This window comes from Paracoccaceae bacterium Fryx2 (assembly GCA_032334235.1).
Lineage (GTDB): Bacteria > Pseudomonadota > Alphaproteobacteria > Rhodobacterales > Rhodobacteraceae > JAVSGI01.
Window position 1 is genome coordinate 140,875 of sequence record JAVSGI010000005.1, and the last position, 17,579, is coordinate 158,453.

Consider the following 17,579-nt stretch of genomic DNA (forward strand, 5'->3'; position numbering starts at 1 on the left):
TTGGACAAGTATCCTCGGGGGTGCGGGGGCAGACAGCCCCCGCCGGCCTCTCAGCCCGCGCCGCCGCCTGGCCCCGTCAGTCTGGCCCCGCCAGTCTGGCCCCGTCAGTCTGGCCCCTTAATCAGCCGCTCCGCCTTCCGGCGCACCAGCACCGAACGCAGGTCATGCATCGCCAGCAGCAGCGAGTCGGTGACGTTTTCCAGCTGGTCATCCGTCGCCCGGGTCTGCGCCCAGTGCGTCGTCAGGTTCATGTAGTCAACCGCCCGGTGGATGTCGTCGATGTCGCGCTGCGCCAGCAGGGCCACGCGGGCGGCCATCCAGTCGCGGATCGCCGTCAGGTCGGCGGGCGACAGCGCCGCGTCGCCGTGCGGCTTGATGTTGCCGTTCCGGACGTTGACGACCGCAATTTCTGCCATGTCGATCCGGCGCTGGCGGTTCTCGGTATCGACCCGGAACACCGCCGCGCCATTGTCGCGGATGCGGAAATAATACTCCGGCAGATCGCCCGCCATGCCGCCCCCTCAGGTCAGTGCGGCGCAGAACCGCTGGATGCGCGTGCAGGCCTCGCGCAGCGCCGCGTCCGAGGTAGCGTAGCTGACGCGGAAGTTGGGCGAAAGGCCGAAGGCCGCGCCGAACACCACGGCGACGCCGGTTTCCTCCAGCAGGGCGGTGGCGAACACCTCGTCGTCGGTGATCCGTGTGCCCGCGGCGCTGGTCTTGCCGATGCAGCCCGAGATGTCGGGATAGACGTAGAACGCGCCTTCGGGCACCGGGCAGGTGATGCCGGCCGCCTCGTTCAGCATCGCCACCACCAGATCGCGGCGGCGCTGGAACAGCGCCTTGTTTTCCGTCAGGAATTCCTGCGGCCCGGTCAACCCCTCAAGGGCGGCATATTGCGAGATCGAGCAGGGGTTCGAGGTGGACTGGCTTTGAATCGTGCCCATCGCCCGGATCAGGTCCACCGGTCCCGCGCAATAGCCGATGCGCCAGCCGGTCATGGCATAGGCCTTGGACACGCCGTTGCAGGTCAGCGTGCGGTCATGAAGCCCGGGCTCGACCTGCGCCGGGGTGGTAAACTCGAAATCGTCGAACACGAGGTGTTCATACATGTCGTCCGACATGATCCAGACATGGGGGTGGCGCATCAGCACATCGGTCAGCGCCTTCAGCTCGGCACGGGTATAGCCCGCCCCGGTCGGGTTGGAGGGCGAGTTGAAGATGAACCACTTGGTCTTCGGCGTGATCGCGGCCTCAAGCTGTTCCGGCGTCAGCTTGAACCCGGTCTCGATGCCGGCGGCCACCGCCACCGGGGTGCCGCCCGCCAGCAGCACCATGTCGGGATAGCTGACCCAGTAGGGGGCCGGGATGATGACCTCGTCGCCCGGATTGCAGGTCGCCATCAGCGCGTTGTAGAGGATCTGCTTGCCGCCGGTGCCGACGCTGACCTGTGCGGGCGTGTAGGTCAGCCCGTTCTCGCGCAGAAACTTGTCGCAGATCGCGCGCTTCAGCTCGGGAATGCCGTCCACCGCGGTGTATTTGGTCTTGCCTGCGTCGATCGCCCGCTTGGCGGCATCCTTGATGTTCTGCGGCGTGTCGAAATCCGGCTCGCCTGCGCCAAGGCCGATCACGTCGCGGCCTGCCGCCTTCAGCTCGTTCGCCTTGGTGGTGACGGCGATGGTGGGCGAGGGTTTCACGCGGGCCAGCGTGTCGGACAGGAAGGGCATCGGGGCATCTCCGGCCGGGGCAGGGTGGGTCGGTTTGAACTTTCCGGCTGCTTGTCTTAGGGTGGCCCCGTCAGGCGATCAAGCGATATCGGAAAAGGAGAGGCAAGATGGCGGAAACCGCGGAAAAAGGCTGGTTCAGCGACGAGGTTGCGACCTTTGGCGACCGGGTGGCCGGTGCGCGCGAGGCTGCCGGTCTGAGCCAGGAAGACCTGGCGCGGCAGTTGGGCGTCAAGCTGAAGACAGTGCAGGGCTGGGAAAACGACTTGATCGACCCGCGCGCCAACAAGCTGCAGATGATGGCGGGGATGCTGAACGTGTCGATCCGCTGGATGCTGACCGGCGAGGGCGACGGGCTGGACCAGCCGTCGCTGCCCCGGGTGCTGCCGGGCGAGGCGCGGGGCGCGCTTGACGATCTGGGGCAGATGCGGGCGCGGATGCAGGCCCTGACCACCGAGATGGGCCAGATGGAAAAGCGCCTGCGCGGCCTGCTGGCCGAGGTGCCGGAATGAGCATCGCGGAAACCCCCGAGGCGCGGCTGAAACGCATGGGAATGCGGTCCTGGCGGCGCGGCACCAAGGAGATGGACCTGATCCTCGGGCCCTATTCCGACGCGCATCTGGCCGGGATGGATGCGGCGCGGCTGGCGCTTTACGAGGTGCTGCTGGCCGAGAACGACCAGGACCTGCTGCCCTGGGTGCTGGGGCAGGACGCGCCGCCCGAGGCGCTGGCCGGTCTGATAGCCGAGATCGGGGTCTTCGCCCGGGCGCGGCTGACCCCTGCCGGAGGCGGGTCCGGGGACGAACATCGGAAAACTTGAGGCGAAACCGGCGAGAGTTTACCAGATGTTTTCCTTTTGTCCCGAATCTGCCCCTTGAAGCAAGCGAAGGCGGAGATTTGGGATGCACATGCAGGCAGAGGTTCTGGACGGGTCGCAGAAGGCCTTCATGGGGGGCTACCTGGAAAGCCTGGCGCTGGTGGAACGCCTGCACCGATTGCTGCTCGATGTCGTCAAGGACGAATTCGAGCGGCTGGGGATTCTCGAAATCAACTCGGTGCAGGCGCTGCTGCTGTTCAACGTCGGCGACAACGAGGTTACGGCGGGCGAGTTGAAATCGCGCGGCTACTACCAGGGGTCCAACGTCAGCTACAACCTGAAGAAACTGGTCGATCTGGGCTACATGCACCACCAGCGATCCGAGATCGACCGCCGGTCGGTGCGGGTGCGGCTGACGGAAAAGGGGCGCCGGGTGCGCGGGGTGCTGACAGACCTGTTCGCCCGCCACGCCGAGGGCATGGACCGGCGCGGCCTGATCGGAGCGGCGGGGATGGAAGACATCAACCAGTCGCTGAAACGGATGGAACGCTACTGGACCGAGCAGATCCGCTACATCTACTGACGGTGCGGGAGGTGCGATTTTTCTACGAAAAATCAGGGGTATCGGACGGGCCGTGGCGAGACGGAGCCTGTGGCGCGCGGGCAGCGGTCAATTGGCCGTGACAGGCTGGCCGGCGGGGTGCAGGGCGAGACGGACCCTGCGGCGCGCGGGCTGCGGTCTTTTCGTGCAAGCCCGGATGGTGGCGGGGCAAACCCCGGCAGCGCGGGCCGGATTTTTCGTAGAAAAATCGCGCGCGCCGGATCGGGTCAGCGCCAGAGGCCGGCGTGGCTGGCCAGGCGCCCCTGCAGCTTTGCCAGCACCCGGTTGAACGGGCCGGGCAGGGGCAGCGGGCCGCGGATCAGGCGGTCGGCCACCACCTCTGGCGGGCAGGGGCGGCGGCTGACGGGGTCGAAGCCGCGCGGATAGGCGATCAGCGCGGCATGGACCAGCGCGATCAGGTCGGGGCGCGGCAGCGGGTGGCCGTCGGGCGCGTGGCGGCGGCGGCCGGGCACCGGGCCGAGGTCGCGGGTCAGGCCCCAGCCGGCATAGAACGGCGCGCCGAGGCAGGTCACGGGGCGGCCGCGCAGCAGGGCCTCGAACCCGATCAGCGAGGTCATCGTCCAGACCTCGTCCACCGCGCCGATCAGGGCGATGGGGTCGGCGCGGGCGGCCACCACATCCGCCAAGGCGAGGTCGGTGGCGGGAATCAGCCCCGGGCGCAGGCCCGCCTCGACATCGGGGTGGGGTTTGTAGATCAGCACGGCGCCGGGGTTGGCCTGCCGCGCCGCGCGCAACAGGGCGAGGTTGCTGCGCACCTCTCCCGCGCCGCGCAGGATGGAGGCGTCGTTTTCCACCTGGCCCGGCACCAGGATGCGATGGCCTGCGGGAAGCGGCGGCAGGGTGCCCGCGAGGTTGTATTTCGACAGCCCGCCCGCGATCAGCGTGGCCAGCAGCCGTTCGGCCCGGGCGCGACCGCCGGGGGGCGGGCCGGACAGGATCAGCCGTTCCAGACGGCTTTCGCGGCCGGGGTCGTAGTAGATGCCGAGGTCGTCGGTCACGAGGCTCAGCGGCGGGATCAGGTCGGCCCCCAGCCCGCGCGAGCGCAGGAAGCCGTCTTCGACCCGGCGGATCGTGGGGGCGGCGAGGCTGTCGGGGGCCTTCCCGGCCCAAACCAGCAGGCCGCGCCCGGTGGCAAGCGCCAGCGCCGCGGCGCGGGCCGGGTCGTCGCGGAAGACCAGCGGCTTTTCGCGGCCGAACACTGCTTGCAGGTGCCCCCGCTTCCACAATCGCATCCCGAGGGCGACATGGCCCGCGCGGTCTTCGCGGAAGGCGCGGGTTTCGACTTCAAGCTGGTCCACCGCCGCCTCGAAGCCGCACAGCCGGTCGCGGCAGGGGTCGTACCAGGTGGGGCAGAGGATCATCGCGGCGGCAAACAGCTGGGCGCGGGTCAGGCGGCGGCGGCGGCGCGGGGGCGGGTTTTCGTCGGCGCTCAGCCCCCAGCCCGCGTAGAACGGCTGGCCGAACACCCGGGGGCGGTGGCCGGCCAGGATCGCCTCGAACCCCAGTTGCGACGATACGGTGTAGACTGCGACGGCGCCTTCCAGCAGCCGCCACGGCGAGACGGGATCGCTGAGCAGGCTGACGCGGCCCTGCGCGTCCTGCGGGCCGTAATGGCCGGGGCGCAGGCCGGCGGCGGTTTCGGGATGGGTCTTGATGATCACCCGCGCGCCGGGATGTTCCTCTTGCGCGAAGACCAGCATTTCCCGGAAGGTCGAGGCCCTGGCGCCGGAATGGCGGATCGAGGCATCGCCCCGGACCTGATCGACCACCAGCACATAGCCGGGGGCCGGGGGTGGCAGGCCGGGGTCGTGGCTGTTGTATTTCGAGAGGTCGGCGGCCTGAAGGCGGCCGATGCCGTCGCGCGCCCGGGTCAGCAGGGCGGCATCGTCGAGCGGGTGGCTGGCCAGCAGCCGTTCCAGCCGCGACGGCACGCCCGCGTCGAAATGCACGCCGTCGTCGAGCAGCAGGCCAAGGGGGGCGTCGCCCAGCCTGCCGGGGCGGACCGAGCGCAGGAAGGCATCCTCGATGCGCAAGAGCGGCACGCCGCGGTGGGCGGCGATGGCCTCGCCCCGGGCGGCATGGGGGCTGCGGCCCCAGACCATCACGCCGTCGCCCTTGCCGGGCAGGCCGAGGTGCAGGCTGTGCCCGGCCAGCGCAAGGATGCGGCGCAGGCGGGGCTGGCGCAGCACGCCCGCGTTGTAGAAGAACAGCCGCCGGGGAAAGGCCACGGCGTCTGCCGGTTCGCGCGCCTGCGGCAAGGCCTCAGCCGCCGACCGATGCCAGCGAATCCGCCGCCCCCGCCGTGCCGGTGACCGCGCTGATGGATTTCTGCCACTGCACGAACGGCGCCTCGGTGACATAGACGGTGTCGCCGTCGCGCACGAGGAAGTCGCGCGCCTCGAACATGCCGGTCGGTTGGGTCAGGTCCAGCACATAGACCATGCGCTGGTCGCCGGTCAGATCCTTGCGGCCGAGCACGGCATTGGCAATCTCGGCCGGTTCGTTGCGGAACACGAACACGCCGGTCGGGTCTGCGAGGCTGGTGTTCAGGCCGCCGACCTGGGCAATCGCCTCGATGGCCGAGAGGGTCTGGGTCTCGAACGGGATCAGGCTTTGCGCGCCGGTGGCGCCCATCGCCACGAACGACCGGGTGTCCCTTTCGATCACGATGCGGTCGCCGCCGCGCAGCGCGATGTCGAGACCGGGGTTGGCGTACAGATCCTCGAGCCAGACCTTGCCGGTCTGCGCGCCGCGGGTGACGCGCACGATGGCGACCGAAGGCTCGATCGAGACCCCGCCCGCCCGGGCCAGCATCGCACTGAGCGTCCGGGTCGGCCGCTCGATCGGAAACACGCCCTGACCGCCAACCGCGCCCGAGATGGTGACGGTCGAGCCGTCGCCCGCGACGCGCTGCACGGTGACCTGGGGGTCGGGGGTCTGGGTGTCGAGCTTGCGGGTGATGGCCTGGCGCAGGCCCTCGGGCGTCTGGCCTGCCGCCTTGATCCGGCCGGCATAGGGCACGAAGATCATGCCGCTGCCATCGACCTGCACCTGATCCAGCGCCGAGACCCGCTGGCCGGTGTTGCCCAGAAGCGGGTCTTCCTTGACGTTTTCGAACACGGTCAGGGCGAGGGTGTCGCCCGCCGAGATGGTGTCGGACCCGACGAGGCCCGCGTTGCGGAAGGCGGAACTGAAGCCGAAGGCGGGCATCACCGACGTGGCGCGGGTGACGCGGCTGTTCACCGTCACGATGAAGGCGTCGCCCTTCTTGAGCACCGAACCCGCATAGATTTCCTTCTTGTTGGGGCCGGCCCGGGGAAGCCCGCAGCCCGCAGCCATCGCAACAAGCGAGACAAGGGCCAATGCCTTGGCCCCTCTGGATGCCGTAAATTTCACTGCCCGGGCTCCTTTGTGGATTGCTGCCTCACGTTTTTTTTGGAAACCTACAGAAAGGCGGCACAAATTGCCAGTCTGGCGTGACCCGGTCAGTTGACCAGCCGCAACTGTTGCCGTGGTGCCGCGTTGCCCGAGGTGAGCGCGTCATAGGGGTCTTCGGGCGACAGCATCATGTCGACCACCTGGCGCAGCAGTTCGCGCCGCCCGCGGGCGGAATAGAAGCCGCCGGGCACCTGGCTGGTTTCAAGCAGGTAGTGGCGGTAATCGCGGTAGGCGCGGCTGTCGGGGCGGGTGGGGCGGGCGAAGAATTCGGCCAGCGGCTGGGCCGAGACGAACTCCGGCTTGCCATAGACCGAGGCGCCGAGCGATTTCAGCGGCAGCCCGCGCCACAGCACCTGCTGGCCCGCGGTCGAATTGACCGTGACCGCAGAGCGCGCGTGGTTCAGCAGCGCCGCCAGCTTGCCGCCCTGCACGAAATGCACCCGCCCGGTCAGCCCGTGTTCGCGGGCAAGGCGGCGGATCTCGCGCGCCACCGGCACGCGGCCGTCTTCCAGCGGATGGGCCTTGAACACCAGATGGTGATGCGGCGAGGCACCCCGCGCGAAGCTTTCGACGCAAAGCTGCAGGAAGTCGGTCATGCTGGCGAAGGGGCTGTGCGTCCGGAAGCTGCTGTCATGTTCCAGTTGCAGCAGCACCAGGTGATAGGGAAAGCCGCCGTGCCGGATGCGGAAGGTGGCGGCAAAGCGCCGCAGGCGGTGAACCGGCAGCAGCAGCAGGCGGCGGCAGTGAAGCAGGAACTCCTGCCAGACCGTCAGGGCGCGGTGCGGGCGGTAGGCGCGGTAATCCCAGAAGCCCGCCAGCACGAACCAGTGATAGAGCGCGCCCCAGAACATGTGCTGGCGCATGTCGCCCCAGCGGGCCGGGGCATCGGGCAGATCCATGTCGGAATGGGCCAGCGCCGCCTGCATGTCGGCTACGCTCAGCGTCATCAGCCGGGAATGGCCGTTGGCGCCGCCGCGTTCATAGGTGACCCAGTGCGGGCGCAGGTAGCCTTCCTCGAACACATGCACCGTGATGCCCGCCGCCCGGGCGATGGCCACGGCATGGGCATGGAGCGGCCGGGTGTCGCCATAAAGCACGATGTCGGTGATGCGGTGGTCGGCCAGAAGCGCGGCGAGGGTTTCGGGCCAGAGGTCGGGGGTGCCCCTGAACGGGATGTAGCGCCCCGAGGTCCAGAACGCCCTGTCGCCCCGGTTGAACCCCACGCGCCAGACCTGCGCCCCCGATTGCGCCAGCATCCGGCCGAGCCGGTGGAAGAAGGGTCCGTGCGGACCCTGGAGGAAAAGGAAGCGGCGGTCTTCGCCCGATATGCGCATGTATGGTCCGATTTTCTCATGGCGTAGCAGGCCGGTGGCGGGGGTAAAGCGGAAAACGCCTCTGCCGCAGTTTGTCGCGCCAAAGGGCGGCGCAAATGAGGCGGATGCGATGCGGCAGGGCTGCCGGCGGGCTTGCAGGGCGCGCGCCCGACCGTTACCCCGGTGTGGTCAGAGCAAGGGGGCGGGCATGTTCACGGGCATCATCAGCGATATCGGCCGGATTCTGGAGCTGGAGCAGCGCGGCGACCTGCGCGCCCGGATCGGCACCGCCTACGACGTGGCCGGGATCGAGATCGGGGCATCCATCGCCTGCGACGGGGTCTGCCTGACGGTGATCGCGCTGGGGACGGAACCGCAGGGCTGGTTCGACGTGCAGATCTCGGGCGAGACGGTGTCGAAGACCAACCTCGGGCGCTGGGTCGCGGGCCATCGCGTCAACCTCGAACGCGCGCTGCGGCTGGGCGACGAGATGGGCGGGCACATCGTGTCGGGCCATGTCGATGGCGTGGCCGAAGTGGTGGCGCTGCACCCCGAGGGCGACAGCCTGCGCGTGACGTTCCGCGCGCCACATGCGCTGGCGGGGTTCATCGCGCCAAAGGGCTCGGTGGCGCTGAACGGCACCTCGCTGACGGTGAACGAGGTCGAGGGCTGCGATTTCGGCATCAACTTCATTCCCCATACGCAGGTGGCGACCACCTGGGGCGCGGTGGCGGCGGGCGACCTGGTGAACCTGGAGATCGACACGCTGGCGCGCTATGTTGCGCGGCTGCGCGAGTGGGGGCAATGAGCGGATCGGGGAGCGGATCGGGGAGCAAATCGGGGAGCGGCCCGATGCGTGCGGGGCCGGGCCACAACGGCGGCCCGGCGCTGGGCCCCGGCCTCGGCTGGCAGCGCCATTGCTGGACCAAGGCGCGCGCCGACCTGCTGCCGCACCTGCCGCTGGAGGTGCTGCGCGGCCGGGTGCGGCGGGCGCAGGACCTGGGGCTCGACTACAAGACCTATGCGAGTGTGCGTGCCGCGACCGGGCATGACGTGCTGGCCTTCCTGTTTTCGTCGAACGCGCTGCGGGTGTTCGCGCCCGCGCCGGAGGTGCCGCAGGACCGGGCGCTGAAGCTTGCTTCGGTGCAGGCCGGGCGGATCGGGCTGGCACAGGGGCGGCTGCAGGTGGCGGACCTCGCGGCCGCGGCGGGCGGCCTGCTGGAGGCGGCGCATCCCGCCCCGCAGCCGCTGGCGACGTTTTCGGCTGCCCGCGACCGGCTGCGCGCGGCGCTGGGCCCCCTGCCGGGGGACCGGGTGATCCTGGTGGGCGACATGGAGCGCGAGTGGTGTGCGGCGGGTCGGCTGGCGGCCTACCTGCCCGCCGAGCGGTTCTTCTGCGCTGGGTAGAGGGACGAATTTTCTACGAAAATTCGGGGGCCTGTCCGGGTGGCCGACGCGGTGTCCTGGCGGTGGGCGTGGAAATTTCGTAGAAATTTCGGGGTTTCTGCGGATGGAGCGCCTCCGGCGGGGATATTTGGGCAAGGTGAAATCCGGGCGCACGGGCTCTGGCGTCGGCGCGGGAGGCGCGTCGGGCTCTGGCATTGGCGCGCGGGGCGCGCTATGGGCTGTGGGCCGAGACCGTGGAGTGCTGCGATGACCGAGACCAGGACCGATTTTTCCGACGCGATCTCGTCGATAGATGAGATCATCGACGATGCCCGCAACGGGCGCATGTTCATTCTGGTCGATCACGAGGATCGCGAGAACGAGGGCGATCTGGTGATTCCGGGGCAGATGTGCACCCCGCAGGCGGTGAACTTCATGGCGATGCACGGGCGCGGGCTGATCTGCCTTGCGCTGCCGGGGTCGCGGATAGACGCGCTGGGCCTGCCGCTGATGAGCCCGAAGAATTCGAGCCGCCACGAGACGGCCTTCACGCTTTCCATCGAGGCGCGCGAGGGGGTGTCCACCGGAATCTCCGCCGCCGACCGTGCGCTGACAGTTTCTGTGGCGATCGACCCGACCAAGGGTGCCGCCGACATCGCCACGCCGGGCCATGTGTTCCCGCTGCGTGCCCGCGACGGCGGGGTGCTGGTGCGGGCCGGGCATACCGAGGCTGCGGTTGATGTCAGCCGTCTGGCCGGGCTGAACCCGTCAGGCGTGATTTGCGAGATCATGAACGAGGACGGTACCATGGCGCGGCTGCCCGATCTGGTGAGCTTCGCACAGCGCCACAACCTGAAGATCGGCACGATTTCGGATCTGATCGCCTATCGGCGGCGTCATGACAATCTGGTGAACGAGAAGGCGGTCAAGCCCGTCACCTCGGTGCATGGCGGCGACTGGCTGATGCGGATCTTCACCGACGAGACCCAGGGCGCCGAGCATGTCGTGCTGACCAAGGGCGACATCCGGAGCGAGGCGCCGGTGCTGGTGCGGGTCCATGCGCTCGACCCGCTGGAGGATGTGCTGGGCATCCACCCGACACATGCGGGCGAGTTGCAGCGCGCCATGCGGCTGATCGCGGTCGAGGGGCGCGGGGTTGTCGTGCTCTTGCGCGACACCACGATGAAGCTGGCGATGGAGGGCGAGCATTCGCCCCAGACGCTGCGGCAATACGGGCTGGGGGCGCAGATCCTGTCGGCGCTGGGCCTGAGCCGGATCACGCTGGTTACCAATTCGAAAGCGCCGAAGGTGGTCGGGCTGGAGGCTTACGGGCTGTCCATCGCGGGCACCCGCGCCATTCCGGAGGTCTGAGCCATGGCCGCAATCGAAGAGCATTACGTCCTGCCGCTGCCGGTGTTCGACAAGCCGGTGAAGCTTCTGCTGGTGGTGGCGCCCTATTACCGCGACATTGCCGACAGTCTGGTGGCCGGGGCCAGTGCCATGGCGGCCGATTGCGGCGCCACCTGCGAGCTGGTCGAGGTGCCGGGCGCGCTGGAACTGCCGGCGGCGATCGGCATGGCCGGGCGGCAGGCGGATTTCGACGGCTTTGTGGCGCTGGGCTGCATCATCCGGGGCGAGACGACGCATTACGACACGGTGTGCAATGACAGCTCGCGCGGATTGATGCTTTTGGGGTTGCAGGGGCTGTGCATCGGCAACGGCATCCTGACGGTGGAAAACCGCGGCCAGGCCGAGGTGCGGGCCGATCCGGGCGGGCAGAACAAGGGCGGCGGGGCGGCGGCGGCGGCGCTGCATCTGGTCGCGCTTGGACGTCGCTGGTCGGGCACGCGCAAGGGCATGGGGTTCCGCCCGGTGGACGAGTTGCGCGCGGCGCAAGGCAAGACGGCGCCAGACCGGGCGGCGCAGGAAAATTCGGCGCAGGGGATGACGGGCGCATGAGCAGGCCGGACAAGAGGCAGATGAAATCGGCGGCCCGGCTTTATGCCGTGCAGGCGCTGTTCCAGATGGAAGCCTCGGGGCAGACGGTGGAGGGTGTCACGGCCGAGTTCGAGAGCCATCGCTTCGGCGCGGTCTATGACGGCGACGAGATGGCCGAGGGCGACGTGGCGCATTTTCGCGCGCTGGTCGGCCATGCGGTGAACTGGCAGGCCAGGCTGGACCAGATGACCGACCGCGCGCTGGTGGCGAAATGGCCGATCGACCGGATCGACCCGGTGCTGCGCGCCCTGTTCCGTGCCGCCGGGGCCGAGATGCTGGAAATGCCGACGCCGCCCAAGGTCGTGATCTCGGAATTCGTCGATGTCGCCAAGGCATTCTTTCCCGAGGGCAAGGAATCGAAGTTCGTCAATGCCGTGCTCGACCACATGGCGCACGAGGCCAGACCCGAGGCGTTCTGAGGCCCCCTGACGCCGCGTGCACGAAAAAGAGACTGGCAAGTGCCGCGACAAGGAGTATCGTGGGGTGAAACAAGGAGTCGCACCATGCCCAAGCTTGTCCGTCTTTACATCGTCAATTGTGCCATCGGCTTTGGCATCGCGCTGGCCTTCGTCGTCGGGCTTGTGGCGCTTGACGTGGCGAATCTGAAGCATCTGATCCTTGAAACCGAGATGGGCTGGCTGGCCGGGGCGATGCTGGTCATGGCGAACGGTGTGGTTTTCGCGGGCGTGCAGTTCGCCATCGCGGTGATGCGCATGGCCGAGGACGACAAGGGCCCCAAGGGCGGGCACCGGGCCCGTGTCCGGCTGGACAAGCCGATTCGCGTTGGGGTTGAAGCGCGCCGCTGATACAAGAAATATCTTTGTGAAGAGAAAGCCCGGTTCGTCCGGGCTTTTTTCTTTTGGCGCCCGGCTATTGCAAGCCTTTGATATTGTCGGGGAATACGGGGTTTTGTCTGTCCGGCCCGCCGCAGGTTGTGGCATAAATGCCGCGCGTCCGGCCGGGGGGGAGTCTCGATTGGAACGATCGTCCGGTTAAACCGTTGGTTGTTCAGTGCAGTCTGGCGGATGACCGGGCTGCCTTTCTTCCTTTGCGCGATCTGCGCAGAGCAACGATCTGAGAGGACGACCCATGAACATGAACAAATTGTCCGGCGCTGCGGCTGTGGCACTGCTGCTGGGAACGACCGCCGGTCTGGCGCAGACCACCCTGACCGGAACGCGGGCCATCGACGACAGCATCAACGACATCAACTACGCTGTCACGACCGACCTGGCGCGCGGCAACGATGACTATCGTTTCGGCAACCCGGAATTCCGGCCGGGGCTGTCGGGGTCGGCATCGCTTTCCTACACAGGCAAGGACGGCGACAATGATTCGCAGGAACTGACCCTGGGTGCCCGGCTGCGCTTCGCTCAGGGCCAGTTGGTGCAGACCATCGGCGCACTGGTCGAATTCACCGAAGCTACCGGGACCAAGACCAAGCAGGACGTGTTCGGCATCTACGACGCCAACTACTACTTCACCGACCGCTTCTACGGATTCGTGCTGGGCCGGGTCGTCACCGACGGTCTTGCCGACGCCGCCGATGATTTCAAGCATGATGCCTTCATCGGCATCGGCCCTGGTTACCGGATCGTCAACACGCCCGATTTCAGCTGGCGCGTGCAGGCGGGTGTCGGGCTCAGCTATACTGAAGATGGCCTGGGCAACGACACCAGCGAAGTCGGGGGCATCGCATCGTCGCGTGTGTTCTACCAGATCAACGAGGCGCTGTTCCTGACCAACGACACCGACATCCTGACCTCTGACGCAGCCTTCCGCGTCAGCAACGATTTCGGTGTGAACTACAAGATGTCCGACATGTTTGCCACGCGTGTCAGCCTCTTGACCGACTACAACGACAGCCGTGCAGACCGCACCGAGAACAAGCTTGGCGTCTCGCTGGTCTACAGCTTCTGATACCTGACGACCTACGTCTTTTTCATCACTGGGGCAGGGAAACCTGCCCCTTTTTTCATGCGCGGTGATCGGGGAAAAGGTGGCGGGAACCGCAGCGGCCGTGGAGACGTGAATTTCCCGAGAGCCTGAGTGTTCAGGTTGGTCGCCAGATACCAGGGCCAGAACCCAAGCAGAGCCAGCTCCCTCGGAGATGCTTATCGGCCACTGGAAAAGGGTCTCGCACGAGAAGAGCAGAACCCGCCAAGGCTTAATCTAGGCGCTATCGGACAGTCCCGCAAGCCTCAGGGCAGCAAACGGTCCAGTTGATGCGCCAGTTTGAAGGCCAGTGGTCCGATGGCCATCGAAAGCACGAAGGCAATCGGCCAGGCGGTCAGGAACGTCTTGCCCCATTGCGCCAGAAAAGCCTCGGTCGGCCCAAGCGCCACAAGGCCGAAGATTCCGGTCATCGCCCCCGCCATCATTGCGGAAATCAGCACCTGTGCCAGCAGCACGGTGCGGGTGGAATGTGTCATGTCGGTCGTCCTGTTCGGTGCGGCGCGTTGAAGCGCCTGGGTTTTCAAAGCACCGTGGGTTCGCGCAGGCGACATTCCCGAGGATTCGGGGACCGGGATGACCAACCGGCCAGACATTTTCCGGCTGACCGTCAGTAGCCTGGCAGGGCGGCGGTGTCAAAGGCGAAACGGCACCAATTTTCGGCAGCAGCTTGCGTGCTGTTCACCTTTGGTTCATATTTTGCGGATGGACCCGTTGAACACCCTGCCACCGATGCCCGGCCAGCGCCTTGCGCGCGGGGTTTGCCGCCATCTGCTGGGGCATGGCTTTGTCACGATCGAGGAACTGGTGCCTGCGCCCGGCCTGCGCGCTGACGTGGTGGCGTTGGGGCCGAAGGGCGAGGTCTGGCTGGTGGAATGCAAGTCGGGCCGCGCCGATTTCGCCGCCGACCGCAAGTGGCAGGGGTATCTTGCGTGGTGCGACCGCTTCTTCTGGGCGGTGGATGCCGATTTCCCGACCGAGCTGCTGCCGGAGGGCACCGGCCTGATGCTGGCCGATGCCTATGACGCCGAGATCCTGCGGATGGGGCCGGAAACGCCGCTGGCCCCGGCGCGGCGCAAGGCGCTGGTGCAGACCTTTGCCCGCCAGGCCGCGCTGCGCCTGCAGGGCCTGCGCGATCCGGGGCTCAGCGCCTTTTCGGTTTGACCGGCCCCGCATTGCCTGCATTGCCCGCCCCAGGCTTGCCCGCCCCCGGTTCGCCCATGGCGCGGGCGGCGGCCGCGGCGGCGCGCAGTTCCTCGGCGATTTCCTCGGCCTCTTCGGGGTCGAAATCCAGCGGCAGTTCGATGCCGTCCGCCTCGATGTAAATACGCACCATGCCCAGGGAGGTTGGCCCGATCTGGACGTTGGCGGCGATGTCGCTTTGCTTGTCGATGCCCATGAGGCCTCCGGGGGGTGGTGGACTGCTGGTCGCGGAGGTAACGCCAGACGAGGGGCAAGGCAAGGGCGCTGGCCCTGCGCCGTTCGCAAGGAGCATGGTTTCACCCGCATCCTGGCCTTTGCTGCCGCAATGGCAGCACAGAGCCGGCGGACGGCGTTGAATGGCGCAATCTTGCGCAAGGCGGCCCGGTTCGGCCCGGTGTCGGCCCATCCGGCGCGGCCGTTCGGCTGCGTCGTTGCGGAACAGCATCGGGAAATCGCGCTCTGATCCGCGGCGGGGCGCGCAATCATCCTCTTGCAATTCGCGGGACGGGGGGGTAAACGGCCCCCCAAGTGCCGATGTAGCTCAGTTGGTTAGAGCACTAGATTGTGGATCTAGGGGTCGCCCGTTCGAGCCGGGCCATCGGTACCATCCCCCATTCAGACGCGACCCTGTGGCGCCCTCGGGCGATTGCCATTGGCCTTCGCCTGCCCGGCCGCTATGGTTGACCCCCATCAGACACAATTCCGGATTGCCATGACCCCTGACGCATCCCGCCGCATCGCGCTTCTCATTGCCACCGAAATCGCGGCCACACCTGCGCAGGTCGCGGCGGCCGTCGATCTCCTGGACGGGGGCGCCACGGTGCCCTTCGTCGCGCGCTATCGCAAGGAGGCGACCGGCGGGCTGGACGACACGCAACTGCGCACCCTTGCCGAGCGTCTGGCCTATCTGCGCGAGCTTGAGGCGCGGCGGCTGGCGATCCTGGGCTCGATCCGCGATCAGGGCAAGCTGACGGCAGAGCTGGAGACGGGCATTGCCAAGGCGGTGACCAAGGCGGAACTGGAGGACATCTATCTGCCCTACAAGCCCAAGCGCCGCACCAAGGCGATGATCGCGCGCGAAAACGGGCTGGGGCCGCTGGCCGAGGCGATTCTGGCCGACCGCGCCGCCGATCCGGCCACGCTGGCGGCGGGGTATCTGTCCGAAACCGTGGCCGACGGGAAGGCGGCGCTGGAAGGCGCGCGCGACATCATCGCGGAAGGGCTGGCCGAAAACGCCGACCTGCTGGGGCGGCTGCGGCTTCACATGAAGGGCGCGGCCCGGCTGGTGGCGAACGTGGTGGCGGGGAAAGAGGCCGAAGGCACCAAGTTTTCCGACTATTTCGCCCATTCCGAAGACTGGTCGCGCGCCCCCGGCCACCGCGTGCTGGCGATGCTGCGCGGCCGCAACGAAGGATTCCTGACCGTCGATCTGGCGGTCGATGCCGATGCGGCGCGCGGCGAAAGCCCCTGCGAGCGCATGGCGGCGGCAGCCCTGCAGGCCACCGGGCGCGGCCCCGGCGACGCCTGGCTGCGCGAGGCGGCAAGCTGGGCGTGGCGGGTCAAGCTGAAGACCTCTCTGACGCTCGACCTGATGGGAGAATTGCGCGACCGGGCGGAAGCCGAGGCGATCCAGGTCTTTGCCCGCAACCTGAAAGACCTGCTGCTGGCGGCCCCGGCAGGCGGCAAGGCGACGATGGGTCTCGACCCCGGCATCCGCACCGGGGTCAAGGTCGCGGTGGTCGACGGCACCGGCAAGTGCCTCGAAACCGCGACGGTCTATCCGTTCCAGCCGAAGAACGACCTGCGCGGCGCACAGGCGACGATTGCAGGGCTGATCGGCCGGCACGGCGTGCAGTTGATCGCCATCGGCAACGGCACCGCCAGCCGCGAGACCGAAAAGCTGGTGGCCGACTTGCTGGCGCTGCTGCCGGGCACGGCACCCAAGCCGGTCAAGGTGATCGTGTCCGAGGCCGGCGCCTCGGTCTATTCGGCCTCGGCGCTGGCGGCGGCCGAGTTCCCCGATCTCGACGTGTCGCTGCGCGGCGCGGTGTCGATCGCGCGGCGCCTGCAGGATCCGCTGGCCGAACTGGTAAAGATCGAGCCGAAGTCGATCGGCGTCGGGCAATACCAGCACGATGTCGACCAGCACCGGCTGGGCCGCAGCCTGGAAGCGGTGGTCGAGGATGCGGTGAACGCGGTCGGGGTCGACCTCAACACCGCCTCGGCGCCGCTCTTGGCGCGGGTGTCGGGGGTGGGGCCGGGGCTGGCCGAGGCCATCGTCAGCCACCGCGACGCCAACGGCCCGTTCGGCACAAGGCGCGAACTGCTGAAGGTGGCGCGGCTGGGGCCGAAGGCGTTCGAGCAGGCGGCGGGCTTCCTGCGGGTCAGCGGCGGCAAGGAACCGCTCGACGCCTCGTCGGTCCACCCCGAGGCCTACGACTTGGCCCGCCGCATCGTCGCCGCCTGCGGGCGCGACCTGCGCAGCGTGATGGGCGACAGCGCCGCGCTGCAAAAGCTCGACCCCCGCGCCTTCATCGACGACCGTTTCGGGCTGCCGACGGTGAAGGACATCCTGGCCGAACTGGAAAAGCCCGGCCGCGACCCGCGCCCCGGCTTCAGGACCGCGACCTTCGCCGACGGCGTCGACGAGATCCGCGATCTGAAACCGGGGATGCTGCTGGAAGGCACGGTGACCAACGTGGCGGCCTTCGGCGCCTTCGTCGACATCGGCGTGCATCAGGACGGGCTGGTGCATGTCAGCCAGCTTGCCGACCGTTTCGTGAAAGACCCGCATGAGGTGGTCAAGGCGGGCGACGTGGTGAAGGTGCGGGTGGTCGAGGTCGACGTGGCGCGCAAGCGCATCGCCCTGACCATGAAGCGCGACAGCGCCGAGGCCCGCGAAGCCGCCGCCGAACGCCCCCGCGGCCCGGCCCCGGCACGCGGCACCCCGTCCAAACCCTTGCCGAAGACCGCAGGTCCCGCTGCCCCGGCCGCCTCCAGCCCGTTCGACGCGCTGCGCGGCGCCCTCAAGCGCGACTGAAGGCAGAAAAGGGGGGCTGTCTGCCCCCCTCTTGGTAAGCGTCCGGCCTGACCGCTCTGCCGCGTTCTGATGGTGCCGGTTAGTGTCC

At 68.0% G+C, this 17,579-nt stretch carries 19 protein-coding genes and 1 tRNA gene; 13 read left to right on the forward strand and 7 right to left on the reverse strand.

Annotated features, from left to right (window positions below; translation table 11 throughout):
* Window positions 1-104: 104 nt before the first annotated feature.
* Together RNZ50_09880 and RNZ50_09885 are read right to left on the reverse strand one after the other, a co-directional pair.
* Window positions 105-512: a hypothetical protein gene (locus tag RNZ50_09880; GenBank protein MDT8855319.1), complete on the reverse strand. Its 408-nt coding sequence runs from the start codon at window positions 510-512 to the stop codon at window positions 105-107.
* Window positions 513-521: 9 nt separating this feature from the next.
* Window positions 522-1,724 (reverse strand): pyridoxal phosphate-dependent aminotransferase, encoded by a 1,203-nt coding sequence (locus tag RNZ50_09885; protein MDT8855320.1) that lies wholly within the window; start codon window positions 1,722-1,724, stop codon window positions 522-524.
* Between the two features lie 107 nt (window positions 1,725-1,831).
* On the opposite strand from RNZ50_09885, the gene RNZ50_09890 reads away from it, so the two are divergent.
* The 3 genes from RNZ50_09890 to RNZ50_09900 all read left to right on the forward strand — a co-directional run bounded on the left by RNZ50_09890 (window position 1,832) and on the right by RNZ50_09900 (window position 3,121).
* Window positions 1,832-2,233, forward strand: coding sequence for a helix-turn-helix transcriptional regulator (locus RNZ50_09890; protein MDT8855321.1), 402 nt, complete (start codon window positions 1,832-1,834; stop codon window positions 2,231-2,233).
* Window positions 2,234-2,235: 2 nt separating this feature from the next.
* Window positions 2,236-2,541, forward strand: coding sequence for a succinate dehydrogenase assembly factor 2 (locus tag RNZ50_09895; protein ID MDT8855322.1), 306 nt, complete (start codon window positions 2,236-2,238; stop codon window positions 2,539-2,541).
* Between the two features lie 82 nt (window positions 2,542-2,623).
* Window positions 2,624-3,121, forward strand: a complete 498-nt coding sequence (locus RNZ50_09900; GenBank protein MDT8855323.1) for a MarR family transcriptional regulator — start codon at window positions 2,624-2,626, stop codon at window positions 3,119-3,121.
* A 245-nt stretch (window positions 3,122-3,366) separates the two neighbouring features.
* On the opposite strand, the gene RNZ50_09905 is transcribed toward RNZ50_09900, so the two are convergent.
* The 3 genes from RNZ50_09905 to RNZ50_09915 form a co-directional block, all read right to left on the reverse strand.
* Window positions 3,367-5,418 carry a capsular polysaccharide biosynthesis protein gene (locus tag RNZ50_09905; protein ID MDT8855324.1) on the reverse strand — a complete coding sequence of 684 codons (2,052 nt, stop codon included), beginning with the start codon at window positions 5,416-5,418 and terminating at the stop codon, window positions 3,367-3,369.
* Between the two features lie 4 nt (window positions 5,419-5,422).
* A complete protein-coding gene (locus tag RNZ50_09910; protein ID MDT8855325.1) occupies window positions 5,423-6,556 on the reverse strand; it encodes a polysaccharide biosynthesis/export family protein in 1,134 nt (377 codons plus the stop codon).
* Window positions 6,557-6,645: 89 nt separating this feature from the next.
* A complete protein-coding gene (locus RNZ50_09915; protein ID MDT8855326.1) occupies window positions 6,646-7,932 on the reverse strand; it encodes a capsule biosynthesis protein CapA in 1,287 nt (428 codons plus the stop codon).
* Window positions 7,933-8,119: 187 nt separating this feature from the next.
* On the opposite strand from RNZ50_09915, the gene RNZ50_09920 reads away from it, so the two are divergent.
* The 7 genes from RNZ50_09920 (at window position 8,120) to RNZ50_09950 (ending at window position 13,215) form a co-directional block, all read left to right on the forward strand.
* Window positions 8,120-8,719, forward strand: coding sequence for a riboflavin synthase (locus RNZ50_09920; GenBank protein MDT8855327.1), 600 nt, complete (start codon window positions 8,120-8,122; stop codon window positions 8,717-8,719).
* Window positions 8,720-8,763: 44 nt separating this feature from the next.
* Complete coding sequence (locus RNZ50_09925; GenBank protein ID MDT8855328.1) at window positions 8,764-9,318, forward strand: hypothetical protein; 555 nt, start codon at window positions 8,764-8,766, stop codon at window positions 9,316-9,318.
* A gap of 246 nt (window positions 9,319-9,564) precedes the next feature.
* Window positions 9,565-10,668, forward strand: a complete 1,104-nt coding sequence (gene ribB / locus RNZ50_09930; GenBank protein MDT8855329.1) for a 3,4-dihydroxy-2-butanone-4-phosphate synthase — start codon at window positions 9,565-9,567, stop codon at window positions 10,666-10,668.
* A 3-nt stretch (window positions 10,669-10,671) separates the two neighbouring features.
* Complete coding sequence (locus RNZ50_09935) at window positions 10,672-11,256, forward strand: 6,7-dimethyl-8-ribityllumazine synthase (GenBank protein MDT8855330.1); 585 nt, start codon at window positions 10,672-10,674, stop codon at window positions 11,254-11,256.
* Window positions 11,253-11,714, forward strand: a complete 462-nt coding sequence (nusB, locus tag RNZ50_09940; GenBank protein ID MDT8855331.1) for a transcription antitermination factor NusB — start codon at window positions 11,253-11,255, stop codon at window positions 11,712-11,714. The genes RNZ50_09935 and nusB overlap by 4 nt, the downstream gene beginning before the upstream one ends.
* Before the next feature lie 84 nt (window positions 11,715-11,798).
* Complete coding sequence (locus tag RNZ50_09945; GenBank protein MDT8855332.1) at window positions 11,799-12,101, forward strand: hypothetical protein; 303 nt, start codon at window positions 11,799-11,801, stop codon at window positions 12,099-12,101.
* Between the two features lie 283 nt (window positions 12,102-12,384).
* The gene (locus RNZ50_09950) at window positions 12,385-13,215 is read left to right on the forward strand and encodes a DUF481 domain-containing protein (GenBank protein MDT8855333.1); all 831 of its coding nucleotides are present in this window, start codon (window positions 12,385-12,387) and stop codon (window positions 13,213-13,215) included.
* Between the two features lie 281 nt (window positions 13,216-13,496).
* On the opposite strand, the gene RNZ50_09955 is transcribed toward RNZ50_09950, so the two are convergent.
* Window positions 13,497-13,727 carry a DUF2798 domain-containing protein gene (locus tag RNZ50_09955; GenBank protein ID MDT8855334.1) on the reverse strand — a complete coding sequence of 77 codons (231 nt, stop codon included), beginning with the start codon at window positions 13,725-13,727 and terminating at the stop codon, window positions 13,497-13,499.
* Window positions 13,728-13,953: 226 nt separating this feature from the next.
* On the opposite strand from RNZ50_09955, the gene RNZ50_09960 reads away from it, so the two are divergent.
* Window positions 13,954-14,412 (forward strand): MmcB family DNA repair protein, encoded by a 459-nt coding sequence (locus tag RNZ50_09960; protein MDT8855335.1) that lies wholly within the window; start codon window positions 13,954-13,956, stop codon window positions 14,410-14,412.
* Here the strand turns inward: RNZ50_09960 and RNZ50_09965 are convergent.
* Window positions 14,393-14,647, reverse strand: coding sequence for a DUF6324 family protein (locus RNZ50_09965; GenBank protein ID MDT8855336.1), 255 nt, complete (start codon window positions 14,645-14,647; stop codon window positions 14,393-14,395). The two genes, RNZ50_09960 and RNZ50_09965, sit on opposite strands and share 20 nt — an antisense overlap.
* A gap of 334 nt (window positions 14,648-14,981) precedes the next feature.
* On the opposite strand from RNZ50_09965, the gene RNZ50_09970 reads away from it, so the two are divergent.
* A tRNA-His gene (locus RNZ50_09970) sits at window positions 14,982-15,058 on the forward strand.
* 105 nt (window positions 15,059-15,163) lie between these two features.
* Complete coding sequence (locus RNZ50_09975) at window positions 15,164-17,491, forward strand: Tex family protein (protein MDT8855337.1); 2,328 nt, start codon at window positions 15,164-15,166, stop codon at window positions 17,489-17,491.
* Window positions 17,492-17,579 lie beyond the last annotated feature (88 nt).